Source organism: Halomonas sp. DP3Y7-2 (genome assembly GCF_019800795.1).
Classification (GTDB): Bacteria; Pseudomonadota; Gammaproteobacteria; order Pseudomonadales; family Halomonadaceae; genus Halomonas; species Halomonas litopenaei_A.
Genome location: NZ_JAHVKJ010000001.1, coordinates 371,939 through 385,609, shown reverse-complemented (window position 1 = coordinate 385,609; position 13,671 = coordinate 371,939). Strand labels below are relative to the sequence as shown.

Sequence of the window (13,671 nt, the reverse complement as noted above, 5' to 3'; positions counted from 1 at the left end):
GTGTCCGTGCCCTGATGCGTAGCTGCTGTAAATCATGATGTTTTTCAAGGAGTGACCCCTATGTGTGGCATCGTCGCCGCGGTTGCCCAGCGCAACGTACAGAATATCTTGCTCGAGGGACTCAAGCGCCTCGAGTATCGCGGCTACGATAGCGCCGGAATGGCGGTGCGAAGCCCCATGGGTAGCCTCGATCGTCAACGTGCCGTGGGCAAGGTAGCGGCCCTGGAAGAACGCCTGCAGGCGACGGGCTTGCCCGGTCACAGTGGTATCGCCCACACCCGCTGGGCGACCCACGGCCGTCCCAGCGAGCCCAACGCACATCCTCACCAGTCCCGGGACCGCCTGGCGGTGGTGCATAACGGCATCATCGAGAACCATGAGTCGCTGCGCCAAGAGCTCAGCGATCAGGGCTATCAGTTCGAATCCGAGACTGACACTGAAGTCATCGCCCATCTGCTGGAGCGCGAGTCGCGCCGCGACGGCAATCTCTTGAGTGCGTTTCAGCGGGTTGTCGCCGGGCTGGATGGTGCTTACGCGCTGGCGGTCATGGCGGTGGATGAGCCGGGGGTCGTGGTGGGAGCGCGCAAGGGCAGCCCTCTGGTGGTGGGGGTCGGTATCGACGAGGCGTTCCTGGCCTCTGATCCGCTGGCGCTGTTGCCCGTCACCGATCGCTTCATCTACCTGCTCGAGGGAGATGTGGTCAGGCTGTCGGGTGACGGTCAGATTGAGCTGTTTGATGCCGACGGCGTTGCGGTTCAGCGTGAGATCCACACCTTCGAGCACGGTGATGGAGCGGCCAGCAAGGGCGCCTACCGTCACTTCATGCTCAAGGAGATTCACGAGCAGCCGGAGGTGATCGCCGCCGCTCTGGAAGGGCGTCTGGGGGATCGCAGCGTGCTGGTGGAAAGCTTCGGTCCCGATGCCGAGCGCCTGTTCAAGGACGTTCGCCAGATTCACATCGTGGCCTGTGGTACCAGCTACCATGCGGGAATGGTGGCGCGGTACTGGCTGGAGCGCTACACCAATGTGCCCGTGCAGGTGGAGGTGGCGTCCGAGTATCGCTACCGTCAGGTCGTGGTTCCTCAAGGTACCCTGTTCGTGACGCTCTCCCAGTCGGGTGAGACGGCGGATACCCTGGCCGCAATGCGCTTTGCCATGCAGCAGCAGAACTACCTGGGTAGCCTGGGGATCTGTAACGTGCCGGGGAGTTCGCTGGTACGCGAGGCCGACCTGACCCTGATGACCCAGGCGGGTCCCGAGATCGGAGTGGCCTCTACCAAGGCCTTCACCACCCAGCTGACGGCGCTGATGCTGTTTGCGCTGGCGCTGGGACGGGTGCGTGGCATGGACGAGGGTGAGCAGGCCGAGATCGTCGATGCCCTGCGTTCGCTGCCCACCCTGTGCAGCCTGGTACTGGGTCTCGACCGGGACATCGAGGCCATGTCCATGGCCTTTGCCGAAAAGCACCATGCGCTCTTCCTGGGCCGTGGTGCCCACTTTCCCATCGCCCAGGAAGGTGCGCTCAAGCTCAAGGAAATCTCCTACATTCACGCCGAGGCCTATCCGGCGGGCGAGCTCAAGCATGGCCCGTTGGCACTGGTGGACAGCGACATGCCGGTGATCTCGGTAGCCCCCAACGACGAGCTGCTCGACAAGCTCAAGTCCAACTTGCAGGAAGTCAGGGCGAGGGGCGGAGAGCTGTATGTCTTCGCTGACGAGAACGTGGGTCTGCATGAAAGTGACGGTATCCGCGTCCTGCATCTGCCCCATGTGCATGATGCCTTGGCGCCGATCCTCTACACCCTGCCACTGCAGCTGCTTTCCTACCACGTGGCGGTACTCAAGGGCACCGATGTGGATCAGCCCCGCAACCTGGCCAAGTCCGTGACCGTGGAATAGCCACGGGGCCTGCGGTAAGCCACAAGAGTGGTTCTCTACCATAGACAAGCGACGGCGCCGAACACTCAGTGTTCGGCGCCGTCGCTTCGAGAGGCCGTTAACGTTTCGCATCCACTGCACAACACTCTTCGATATGTGTGCAATGGCGTGCATTGCGAACTGCTGCAGTGCAGAAAATGTGTCTTTGACGTAAGGCTAGTTCCCTGAAAATAGGGATAAAATCCTCTCTAGTGTGCCAATAGATGCCATTATGTGCTTAGCCTTATTGAGCACATAATCAAACACCATGGATGCATCTTCGTTCCTATAGTCGCTTATCAAGCGCTTGTGATGTTGGCCGGTAGCGGTGAAGCCAATCTCCTGAGCCTATAACGATAACGACCGAGGACTGGCGATGATCAGACGATGCTCCAGCGGCCCCTTACGCTCCCCTGTCATGCTCTCTCCTGTGGTGCTCTCGGCTGCCATGCTGACCGGCGTTCCTGTGCTCGCCATGGTGCCTATGAAGGCCGTTGCCCAGACCACCATGCAGGAACTCAACGAGCTAAAGGCCCAGATCGAACTGCTGAAACAGCAGCAACAGGCGGCGATGGCGCTGGTCGAGCAGCAGCAGGCCCAGATCGACAGCCTGATCAGCCAACAGACCCATATGCAGCATGAGGTGGCCGAGGTCAGCGACAGCGTGGTCAGGCGCACCGACGACGGCGACTTTCTGGTGGGCGAGACGACGGTGGCCATCGGTGGTTATATCAAGGCCCAGGCGGCCTTCTCCGACAACGGTCTGAGCGACGGCAAGGCCAACGAGACGGTGACGGCGGGGCTGTTGCGTGCCACCGATGATGACAAGGACAATCGGGTCAGCCTCAGTGCACGTGAAACGCGCTTCAATATCGGCACCTCCACGCCGGTGGGGGGCGATACCATGAACACCTTCATCGAGATGGACTTCTACGGTGCCGACGATGAAGCCAACGAATTTGTGTCCAACTCCTACGCCCCCAGGTTGCGGCACGCTTACTTGAGCTGGGGAAACTGGCTGGCCGGCCAGACCTGGTCGACCTTCATGGACGTGAAGGGACTCGGGGAGCTGGACGCCTTCAGTACCCATACGGGCTCCATCTTTGTGCGACAGCCTCAGCTCCGTTACACCTATCCGCTGGACTGGGGCAATCTGCAGTTCGCGGTGGAGAACCCTGAGGATGGCGACGACGACCAGGACACCCCGGATATGGTGGCCCGAGTCAACGTGGATCAGGACTGGGGACATGTCTCTGCTGCCACCGTCGTCCGACGCTTCAGCCTGGACGATGCCGAGGATGACGACAGTCGCTGGGGGGCCGGTTATAGCCTGACCGGGCGTTTCCCGGTGTTCGAAAAAGATGACCTTATGCTCCAGGCCAACTACGGCAACCTGGGGCGTTACATGGCCCTGGGTGCCTATCCCAACGCCAAGGTCAAGGATGGACAGCTCAAGATGGTCGAGTCCTGGGGGGCGTCCGCCATCTATCGGCACTACTGGACCGACACCTTGCGCTCAAGCGTTGCCTACTCGGCCACGGAACTCAACAGCCATGGCAGCGGCAATGATACGGACAGCTACGACAGCGTTTTTCTCAACCTGATGTGGTCTCCCTTCGCCAATACCACTCTGTCAGCGGAGTACCAGCGCTACGACCTGGATGAGGTCGACGGGGACACCTTCGATCTAGACCGCGTGCAGCTCTCTGCCAAGTACGACTTCTAGGCAAGGTTCCACCCTCGATGGCGCACCACGATGTACCCAACGGAGACCAGGGGGGGCATGCAACCGTGAGAAAGGTGTCATGAAGAGCCGTCATCGCGGATGGCGTCCGGTCTCGGTAGATAAGGCTTTGTCCGAAAAGTCGACGAGCGAAGGTTAGACAAGGCAAAAATCGGTGAGAAAGCGCAGTTTACGAGGTGTAAATGAGCATTTTGACCGGGCTGGCGTACCAGCTGATTTTTAACGCCGTATCGCCAAGCGCAGGCACTTTTCGTGCAAGCCCTAGGGAGCTCGCGCTGTCGCCGGACGATAATAGGTTGGGGTGGTATCCTGTCGCCCCTGATGGCTCGGCGAGAGCAAGACCTTGTGTGAATCTCCACCTGAACGCCCGCTGCATATCGGCTTGCCCATGTGGGCGAATCCCGACTGGCGAGGCGGGCTTTACGCCCCTCATGCTGGTCGCGACGGATGGTTGTCAGACTACGCCGAAGTATTCAACGCGGTGGAGGGCAACACGACCTTCTACAGCGGTGCGCCTAGACCTGACACCGTAGATGCCTGGTCGCGACAGGCGCCTGCGGGCTTTCGTTTCTGCTTCAAGTTGCCCCAGCAACTGACCCACGGCAAGCGACTCAGGCTGGTGGGGCAAGAGGTGGAGGCATTCCTGGAGGCGCTGGCGCCTCTTCGGGACAGGCTTGGGCCCGTCATGATCCAGCTACCGCGAGACTTCGGTCCGGACGAAATCCCGGCACTGGCGCAGACGCTCGAGGACTGGCCGTCCGACTACCCCTGCGCGGTGGAGCTGCGACACAGTGAGTTTTTCCACAAGGGGACCGCTGAACGGGATATCAACGCGCTGTTGATAAGTCATGATGTCGATCGCGTCATGCTCGACGTGCGGCCGCTGTTTTCAGGCCCACCGATGGACCATCCCGGGCTGATCCAGGCAAGGCGCGAAAAGCCAAGACGCCCACTACATGTGCTCTCCACAGCAAATTTTCCTGTCATTCGTTACATCGGGCATCTTGACAAGGACGTAAATGAGCACTATTTCGCGCCCTGGGTACGGCAGCTATGCCTGTGGATAAAACAGGGGAAAACCCCTTTCCTGTTTGTGCATACCGCTGACAATCGTCAGGCCCCAGAACTGGCTAGAGTGCTCTACGCCAGAATCGCAAGGGAAATGGGGTGGCCAGAACTCTGCGCTTTCCCCGGAGATCGACAGAATCTGCTGCTTTGACCAATGTTGGCTGGCGTTTGTTGGTGTCATACGCTAGTTTGGTCGGCTGTTCGTCACTTGCCATGGGCCAGGGCGGCCGTCGCCTTACCTCGGACGACGACCCACCTGAACCCAACGGTCTCGACCAGCGCCCAACCGGCGTTGGGGAAGAGTGTTGTGCCGGCAGTGATCCTGCTGACATCCGTCAGACCCCTTGATTATCGGTAGTACCGTGACCCGGGCTATCGAGGACGTGGCGACTACAAACACAACGCCGTCATTGCATCCGATCGATCAATGACGACACGTATCCTCAGGGTGATTTATGTCCAAGACTACACATGCGCAGTGGTCATCGCGCCTGTCCTTCATTCTTGCTGCTACCGGCTCGGCCGTTGGTCTCGGTAACATCTGGAAGTTTCCTTACATGGTGGGCGAGAGTGGCGGTGCCGCCTTCGTTCTTGTCTACCTTCTGTGTATTGGCCTGATTGGCCTGCCTATTCTGGTGACCGAGTGGATGATCGGTCGGCGTGGGCAAAGCAACCCGGTCAATGCCATGGCCAGCGTGGCCAAGCAGGCCGGTCAGCCCAAGATCTGGGCGTTGGTGGGTATCTCCGGTGTGATCGGTGCCTTCCTTATCCTGTCGTTCTACAGCGTGATCGGCGGTTGGTCCCTGTACTACACCCTGGGTAGCGTCACTGGCGACTTCAGCGGTCAGGATGCCGACGGCATCGGCGCCCTGTTCGGTGGCATGCTGGCGAGTCCTGGTCTGCTGCTGCTGTGGCACTCCATCTTCATGTTGCTGGTGATCGGCATCGTGGCGCGGGGCGTCACCAAGGGCCTGGAAGGTGCGGTCAATGTACTGATGCCCGCGCTGGCGCTGCTGCTGGTCGTGCTGGTGGGTTATGGCATGACCACTGGCCACTTTGGCGAAGCGCTCAACTACCTGTTCAATCCAGATTGGTCAGCGCTGAACGGCGAAGTGGTGCTGGCAGCTCTGGGACATGCCTTCTTCACGCTGTCTCTGGGCATGGGCATCATGATTGCCTATGGCTCTTACCTGGGCGAAAAGGTGGATCTGATCAAGACCGCTCGCACCGTCGTTATCATGGATACCGTGATCGCACTGGGCGCTGGCCTGGCCATTTTCCCCATCGTGTTCGCCAATGAGCTTGACCTTGCCTCTGGTCCCAGCCTGATCTTCGTTACCTTGCCTCTGGCCTTCGGTAACATGGGTGGCGGCTTGATTCTTGGCCTGATGTTCTTCCTGCTGTTGACCTTTGCTGCCCTGACATCGGCCATTTCGCTGCTGGAGCCGGTGGTGGAATTCGTGGAAGAGCGTACGCCCCTGTCGCGTTCGGCCTCGACCGTCGTTGCCGGTATCGGTGCCTGGGCGCTGGGCATTGCTGCGCTGTTGTCGTTCAACCTGTGGAGCGAGCCGGTACTGTTTGGCCTTGGCGTTTTCGATCTGCTCGATAAGCTGACCAGCAAGTTCATGCTGCCGTTGACCGGTCTTGGCGCCATTGTGTTCGCTGGCTGGTTCCTCAGCCGCGAGGGTGTCGCAGAAGATCTGGGCCTGTCCGGCGGCAAGGAAATGGTGTGGGTGGCTCTCACCCGTGTTGTCGCGCCCATCGGCGTTATCGTGGTGTTTATCTCGAGCCTGTAAGCCGCTCGTCAGATCGGCGTCGCTGTGGCGTCGATCGACTCTGTGCTTTCAAGACCCGGCCTTGTGCCGGGTCTTGGCGTTTTCGCCGATCTCTTTCGATGGCCTGCCGTGCATTGTGGGGCTGAAGACACATCGCAAGCGCATCGAGCCGCGTTTAGCTAGGGCTGGTTAATCTGGGCTCGAGCTGGGCGGGGTTCGTCGTAAGTAGGGGGGAGAGGCTGCCACGCCCATTTTTTAGGGCGGAGCCGATCACCTGCCCTCGTGGAGGGGCAAGATGGGGAATGGCATGTCCAGAGAGGACGTTGCCATTCATTGTCGTCAGGCAGGAACGTCGGTGGTGGCAGGCCTGCCTGATCTGATGGGGCTGTCTAGCTAGTGCATTTCGTCTTCGTTGCCGTCTTCCGGCAATTCGGCGATGTCTTCAGAAAGGCGCTTGAATTCTCGATGCAGCTCGATGCCGCGGCGGGCCCTGAGGTTACGCTGGGCCGCGCTACGGGAGCGCTTCTCGTGTTCGGCGACTTCCATGCTCATGAAGATGTCGAGGAGTTCACTCTTTACGGAGGTTAACCGTTCGACATTACGCATGATCGACTCTCCTATGCAGTGAATGTGCCGGCATCCAGGACGCTGCGCGACACTGCCCTTTTACTATACCCCAGTTGACAAAAAGATGACGGTGTGGGTGTCAATTCTGTAACGCTCTGCCAACGCTTGAGAAAAAAGTGCCTTTGTTCAAACCATTGGCCTCTATCAGGGGGATGTCGATTGGTTGGGCAATCCTCGTCGGCATCGGGCATACTGGAATGCAACACCGGCCCGACAGCCATGGAGCTGTATGTCATGCTGCCATGCACGATGTCGGGCGGGACAAGGCTCAAGGCCTGCTACCTCGGGGCCTCCCGTCAGTCAAAGGAGTAAAGGGTGAGTCGCGCGCTGTTTGATGAAATGCGACGTCGCATGGAACACTTCCGGCGGTCAGAGCAGAAGGTGGCACGCTTCGTTCTGCGTAACCCCGATGAAGTTATCCACATGCGTATCGTCGATCTTGCCACTGAGGCAAAGGTCAGCGAGCCCACGGTCGTGCGCTTCTGTCGCGCACTTGGCTGTGACGGGTTTCAGGATTTCAAGCTGAAGCTAGCGCAGATGCTGGCATCAGGTAGCCAGTTCGCTCAATTCTCGATGAATGACAGCGACTCCGTGGCCGAATTCTCCCACAGCATCTTCGACTCGACGGTGGGCACCCTGCTGTCGATTCGAGATCGCCTGGACAATGATGCGTTGAACAGGACCATCAACGCGCTGGCCATGGCCAATCGTGTCGAGTTCTATGGTTTCGGCGCGTCTGGTGCAGTGGCCTTCGATGCGCAGCACAAGTTTTTCCGGCTGCAGATTTCTACCGCTGCCTATGCCGACCCCCATATGCAGAACATGTCGGCGGTGACGCTCAAGGAAGGCGACGTGGTGGTGGCCATTTCCCAGACCGGGCGTACCCGCGCCCTGGTCGCCAGCGTCAAGCTGGCACGGGAGGCGGGAGCCACCGTGGTCGGCCTTTGCCCGAGCGGATCGCCGCTGGCGGATGAGGTAGACCTGCCGCTGTTTATCGATGTGCTCGAAGACACAGAAATTTATACGCCGATGAGCTCGCGAATTGCGCACCTGGTGCTGATCGACGTGTTGGCGGTAGGTGTCGCCAAGACCCGAGGTCCCAAGTTGGCCGAACAGCTCAAGGCGGTAAAGCGTAGCCTGAACCCGTTGCGTTATCCCGAATCCGACTCATCTTGACGCGCACAAGCGGAGACTGACGACCCGCGCCTTGGGGTCGATGGTCTGCTGTCCTTTTATCCAGCATCGCTATGGTAGACTGGGCGCCCACTTTCTCTCCAGCGGTGCCTTCTCCATGGACGACGTCACGGCGATCATTGACGGCCTCAATTCGGCGCAGCACGAGGCGGTATGCGCTCCTCAGGGCAACATGCTGGTGCTCGCCGGCGCGGGCTCCGGCAAGACCCGCGTGCTGGTGCATCGTATCGCCTGGCTGATGCAGGCCGAGGGGCTGTCACCCTACGCCGTACTGGCGGTGACCTTCACCAACAAGGCCGCCAGGGAGATGCGCACGCGTCTTGAGGCCCTTCTGGGACTCTCGCTGAGGCATGTCTGGGTGGGCACCTTCCACTCGATTGCCCATCGCTTGCTGCGTACTCACTGGCAGGATGCTCGTCTGCCCCAGCACTTCCAGATCATCGATTCCGATGATCAACTGCGTCTGATCAAACGCCTGTTGAAAGATAACCAGGTCGACGACGAGCGTTTCCCGCCGCGCCAAGTGCAATCCTTCATCGGTGGTTGCAAGGAAGAAGGGCTTCGGCCACACCAGGTACGTACCAACGGCGACGCCTATGTCGAGCAGATGGTATCGCTGTACGACATCTATCAGTTGACCTGTGAACGTGGTGGCCTGGTCGATTTTGGTGAGCTGTTGCTGCGCAGCCTGGAGCTCTTGCGCGACAATCCTGCATTGCTGGCCCATTACCAGGAACGCTTTGCCCATGTGCTGGTGGATGAGTTCCAGGACACCAACACCTTGCAGTACGCCTGGTTGAAGCTTCTTACTGGGCAGCGTACGCCAATGACGGTGGTAGGTGATGACGATCAGTCGATCTACGGTTGGCGTGGGGCCAAGGTGGAGAACATTCGTCGCTTCGAGCAAGAGTTTGCGGATACCAAGACCGTCCGACTCGAACAGAACTATCGCTCTACCAGCGCCATCCTTGATGCGGCCAACGCGCTGATCAAGCAGAACTCTGATCGCATGGGCAAGGAGCTGTGGACGGCTGGCAGTCGCGGCGAACCCATTTCCGTGTATGCCGGTTTCAATGATATGGAAGAGGCACGCTTTATCGTCGATACCATCAAGGAAAAGGTCGATGAAGGGTACCAGCGCCAGGAAGTGGCCATTCTGTATCGCTCCAATGCTCAGTCTCGAGTGATCGAGGAGACCTTGATTCGCCAGGGCATGCCGTATCGCATCTACGGGGGGCAGCGGTTCTACGAGCGCCTTGAGATCAAGAACGCCTTGGCATATCTGCGCCTTTTGCTGAACCGTGACGATGACGCGTCCCTGGAACGCGTCATCAATGTGCCCGCTAGAGGTATCGGTACGCGCACGGTAGAGGGTTTGCGCGATCGTGCGCGCCGCGCGCAGGTATCGCTGTGGCAGTCCATCCATGACACCCTGGCCGACGGCTCTCTAAAGGGGCGTGCCGCCAACGCCGTGACGGCATTTGCCGACCTGATCGAAGGTCTCGACAATGACACCTCGGGGATGGCGCTTCACGAGATCATCGCCCACGTTAACCAGCGCACGGGACTGATTGATCACCACCTCAGCGAAAAGGGCGAGAAGGGCCAGGCTCGAGTCGAGAACCTGGAAGAACTGATCAATGCCGCGCGGGCGTTCTCCCAGGGCGAGACATTGGATACCGTGGAGGCTGGCGAGGGCATGGTGGCGCTCGAGGCCTTTCTGGCCGAGGCGGCGCTCAACGCTGGCGAGCACGAGGCCGACGAATTCGAAGACAGCGTGCAGCTGATGACGTTGCACTCCGCCAAGGGGTTGGAGTTCCCGGTGGTATTCATTGCGGGAGTCGAAGAGGGGCTGTTTCCCCACCGCATGTCCCTGGAAGAGCCCGGCCGCCTCGAGGAAGAGCGCCGACTCTGCTACGTCGGGGTGACCCGGGCGATGAAGAAGCTGTATCTGACCCATGCCGAGATTCGCCGCATGCATGGCAAGGAAACCTTTCAGCGGCCGTCTCGTTTTCTGCGCGAGTTGCCCGAGTCGCTGCTGGAGGAAGTGCGTCTTCGCGGCCAGGTATCGCGTCCCGTCAGCGCGCGGCCGACGCCGCCACGCTTTGCCCAGTCCGGTGTCGAGGCTAGCGGTGACCTGCCTGCACTGTCATTGGGGCAGCGGGTTCGCCACCCGGTATTTGGTGAGGGAGTCATCCTCAATGCAGAAGGTGAGGGGGAGCGTGCCCGGGTGCAGGTCAGCTTCGAAGGCCACGGGGATAAATGGCTGGTACTCGGGTTTGCCAAGCTCGAGGCGCTGTAGCCCACTGCCGTCTTTGCCAGCTGCGCTCTTGAGCGCAGCGTCTCAGGCCTGGCTTGCAGGCTAATTTCTCTTTCCCGCATACTTCCCGGCGGACACCACGCCGGGGAGAGCAGCCTTCGACCCTGCTGCTTTGATGCCGGCGTCGACATAACACGCTTCAGGAGCTCGCCCCATGGAACGCCGTTCCTTTCTCAAGACCGCCGGCCTCGGCGCTGCAGGCGTCGCCGCCGCCCCCTTTGTCAGCACCGCCAGTGCCCAGGAAACCATTACCTGGAACATGGTCACCTCCTGGCCCAAGAACTTCCCCGCATTGGGAACCGGTGCCAATGACCTGGCCGAGCGGATTGAGCGGATGTCCGGCGGGCGCATGAAAGTTAGGGTTCACGGTGCAGGCGAGATGGTGCCGGCCATGGAAGTCTTTGACGCAGTGTCTCAGGGCACCGCCGAAATGGGACATTCCGCTTCCTATTACTGGCGCGGCAAGGTGGCGGCATCCCAGTTCTTTACCGCCGTGCCATTCGGCATGACCACCACCGAGACCAACGCCTGGCTCTACAATGGCGGTGGTCAGGAATTGTGGGACGAGCTGTATGCCGGGCATAACCTCAAGCCATTTGCGGTGGGCAATACCGGGACCCAGATGGCAGGCTGGTTCAAGAAGGAGATCAACTCACTGGAAGATATGCAGGGGCTCAAGCTGCGTCTGCCCGGTCTTGCCGGTGAAGCCATGTCAGGCATCGGGGTCACCACGCTGACGATTCCCGGCAGCGAGATTTTCACTTCGCTGCAGACCGGAGTGCTCGATGCTGCAGACTGGGTCGGACCGTACAACGACTTGGCCTTTGGTCTGCACCAGGTCGCGGATTTCTACTATACCTCTGCCTGGAACGAGCCGAGTGCCATCCTTGAGGGGACGGTCAATCTGGATGCCTGGAACGCGCTTCCCGACGACCTCAAGGCCATCGTGACCGAGGCGGCGAGAGCCTCCAACCTGGCGATGATCAGTGAATTTGCCTTCCGCAATGCCGAAGCCCTGGACGCGTTGGTCAATGAGCACGGCGTGCAGCTGCGTGCCTTCCCTGACGACGTGATCACGGCGTTGCACGAATCGTCGGAGCAGGTATTGCAGAAGCAGGTGGACAGTGACGAGGCGTCTGCGCGCATCTACGAGTCATACCGCAACTTCCAGGCCCAGGTGCGCAAGTTCTCGGATGTGGGCGAGTTTGCCTATCTCAAGGCGCGGGACAACGTGCTGTCTTGATGTCTGAACACCCGGGCAACGGTGGACGAGTGCCGTTGCCCGGTGGCAGGCCGCCGGATCAAGCATGCACGCCTCGGATGCGGCCATTGTCGTCCAGTGCCACCAGCACGTGGCGTGCTTCGGTGACCTTGTGGAGGTCGTCCTCGCTGTCGTGAGCTGTACGAACCCATACCTCCACATCAATCTTGATCGAACTGTGGCCAATGTCACCGACCTGGGTGTAGACGCAGACCAGAGACCCCACACGCACCGGGCAGAGAAAGTCCATTCCCTCGATCGCCACGGTGGCGGTTCGTCCTCGTGCCTCTTGGCTGGCGGTCCACTCTGCGGCCTGGTCCATCAGGCGGGCTAACCAACCAGCGGGAATGTCACCGTGCGCGTTGGTGTCCTGGCGAGTCGCCGCGAGCTTCAAGGTCAGTTGACCCTTTGGCACAGGAACGTCATCGACTTCGGTCATCATGATGAGTGGCATCCGGCGTGAGTTGTTGTCATCGCTGACGTTCGCAAGCAAACGCCATCGTCGCTGACGTCATGAAACCACCCCGGAGCGATATACTCCACCGTTCGTGCGTTACCCTGCAGGGACGTCGCGCCGAGGACCACCACGGCCAGAAGCTTTGTTAGACGTTCTGGCAGAAGCTCTGGGTGGTTGCCTTGGCAAGCGTGTGGCACGGATGATGTGAACACTCAGGAAGATAGCCGAGCGAAGGCGTCATTCTGTCTGACGTGATGCTGAGCTAATGCCGGGAGGCCAGATGTCCAGCGTGTCCCATTTTGCTGCCACCAGCAGGCGCATCGTGATGCTCCTGTGGCTGGGCTGGGTGGCATGGTTACCCTTGCCGGCGACGGCACACGATGTCGCGGGGGCATTGAACGCAGTAGGTTCGGACACCATGGCCGAGCTGATGCTGCGCTGGGGGGAACAGTTCGAAGAGCAGCGTCCAGGCGTTCGTCTGCAGCTGCAAGTGGCAGGATCCGCCAGTGCTCCACCCGCGTTGATTGCCGGCACTACGCTGTTGGGCCCCATGTCGCGGCCCATGCAGGATGATGAGAAGGCAGCATTTGCGGCACGTCACGGCTATGCCGTCACTCCCGTGGTCGTGGGCAAGGATGCCCTGGTCGTGGTGGTCAATCGGCATAACCCCCTCGAGCGTCTGAACCGCCAGCAGCTCGACGCCATCTTCTCCGATACGCTGGCCTGTGGTGCGGAAGAAAGCATCCACCACTGGCAGCAGCTGGGGCTGGATGATCCCCAGGGCAGCATCCATCTGTACGGTCGTAATGCGGTCTCCGGTACTCACGGTCTGTTTCGGCGTCGTGCGCTGTGTGATGGTGAGTTCAAGGTATCCGTCACCGTCTCGGCGGGATCGGCAGCGGTGGTCGCCGCTGTCGGTGACGACCCGCGAGGCATCGGGTATGTCGGTTTGAATCATTTGAACGCTGACGTGCGTGAGGTGGCCATTGCCGATGGCCAGCGTGACGTGAGACCTGAGCGTCAGGCGCTGCGGGATGGGGACTATCCGTTGGTTCGCGACTTGCTCATTTACGTCAACCGGCCCCCGGAAACACCGCTGCCGGAGGTAGAGCGTGCCTTCCTGGACATGGTGCTGTCGCCGTCGGGTCAGCGCGTGGTGAAGGAACTGGGCTTCGTGGCGCTGTCACCCTCGGCATTGATGGCACAGCGACGAGCGCTGGGGCTACCGGCGTTGGCACGAGAGGAACGTTGATCAAGCCGTCTTCTGTCATCCAGATGTCATGAAGATGTCGTAATCTTCCGCTATGC

The 13,671-nt window shown here is 60.2% G+C and carries 10 protein-coding genes; 8 read left to right on the top strand and 2 right to left on the bottom strand.

Annotation, left to right across the window (positions count from 1 at the left end; translation table 11 throughout):
• Positions 1-60 precede the first annotated feature (60 nt).
• From glmS to KUV45_RS01625, 4 genes are all read left to right on the top strand, one after another.
• Positions 61-1,899, top strand: a complete 1,839-nt coding sequence (gene glmS / locus KUV45_RS01640) for a glutamine--fructose-6-phosphate transaminase (isomerizing) (protein ID WP_222162280.1) — start codon at positions 61-63, stop codon at positions 1,897-1,899.
• 394 nt (positions 1,900-2,293) lie between these two features.
• Complete coding sequence (locus tag KUV45_RS01635; protein ID WP_222162281.1) at positions 2,294-3,643, top strand: DcaP family trimeric outer membrane transporter; 1,350 nt, start codon at positions 2,294-2,296, stop codon at positions 3,641-3,643.
• 406 nt (positions 3,644-4,049) lie between these two features.
• A complete protein-coding gene (locus KUV45_RS01630; protein WP_222162516.1) occupies positions 4,050-4,880 on the top strand; it encodes a DUF72 domain-containing protein in 831 nt (276 codons plus the stop codon).
• 304 nt (positions 4,881-5,184) lie between these two features.
• A complete protein-coding gene (locus KUV45_RS01625) occupies positions 5,185-6,525 on the top strand; it encodes a sodium-dependent transporter (RefSeq protein WP_206942050.1) in 1,341 nt (446 codons plus the stop codon).
• Between the two features lie 372 nt (positions 6,526-6,897).
• Here KUV45_RS01625 and KUV45_RS01620 read toward each other — a convergent pair whose 3' ends face one another.
• Positions 6,898-7,110 carry a PA3496 family putative envelope integrity protein gene (locus KUV45_RS01620; protein WP_206942048.1) on the bottom strand — a complete coding sequence of 71 codons (213 nt, stop codon included), beginning with the start codon at positions 7,108-7,110 and terminating at the stop codon, positions 6,898-6,900.
• Between the two features lie 336 nt (positions 7,111-7,446).
• On the opposite strand from KUV45_RS01620, the gene hexR reads away from it, so the two are divergent.
• The 3 genes from hexR (at position 7,447) to KUV45_RS01605 (ending at position 11,888) form a co-directional block, all read left to right on the top strand.
• Positions 7,447-8,307, top strand: a complete 861-nt coding sequence (gene hexR, locus KUV45_RS01615) for a transcriptional regulator HexR (protein ID WP_206942046.1) — start codon at positions 7,447-7,449, stop codon at positions 8,305-8,307.
• Positions 8,308-8,422: 115 nt separating this feature from the next.
• Positions 8,423-10,627 (top strand): DNA helicase II, encoded by a 2,205-nt coding sequence (uvrD, locus tag KUV45_RS01610; protein ID WP_222162517.1) that lies wholly within the window; start codon positions 8,423-8,425, stop codon positions 10,625-10,627.
• A gap of 172 nt (positions 10,628-10,799) precedes the next feature.
• The gene (locus KUV45_RS01605) at positions 10,800-11,888 is read left to right on the top strand and encodes a TRAP transporter substrate-binding protein (RefSeq protein ID WP_222162282.1); all 1,089 of its coding nucleotides are present in this window, start codon (positions 10,800-10,802) and stop codon (positions 11,886-11,888) included.
• A 58-nt stretch (positions 11,889-11,946) separates the two neighbouring features.
• On the opposite strand, the gene KUV45_RS01600 is transcribed toward KUV45_RS01605, so the two are convergent.
• Positions 11,947-12,345: an acyl-CoA thioesterase gene (locus tag KUV45_RS01600; RefSeq protein ID WP_206942570.1), complete on the bottom strand. Its 399-nt coding sequence runs from the start codon at positions 12,343-12,345 to the stop codon at positions 11,947-11,949.
• 298 nt (positions 12,346-12,643) lie between these two features.
• Here KUV45_RS01600 and KUV45_RS01595 point away from each other — a divergent pair, with 298 nt between their 5' ends.
• Complete coding sequence (locus KUV45_RS01595) at positions 12,644-13,615, top strand: phosphate ABC transporter substrate-binding protein (RefSeq protein WP_224851929.1); 972 nt, start codon at positions 12,644-12,646, stop codon at positions 13,613-13,615.
• Positions 13,616-13,671: the final 56 nt, after the last annotated feature.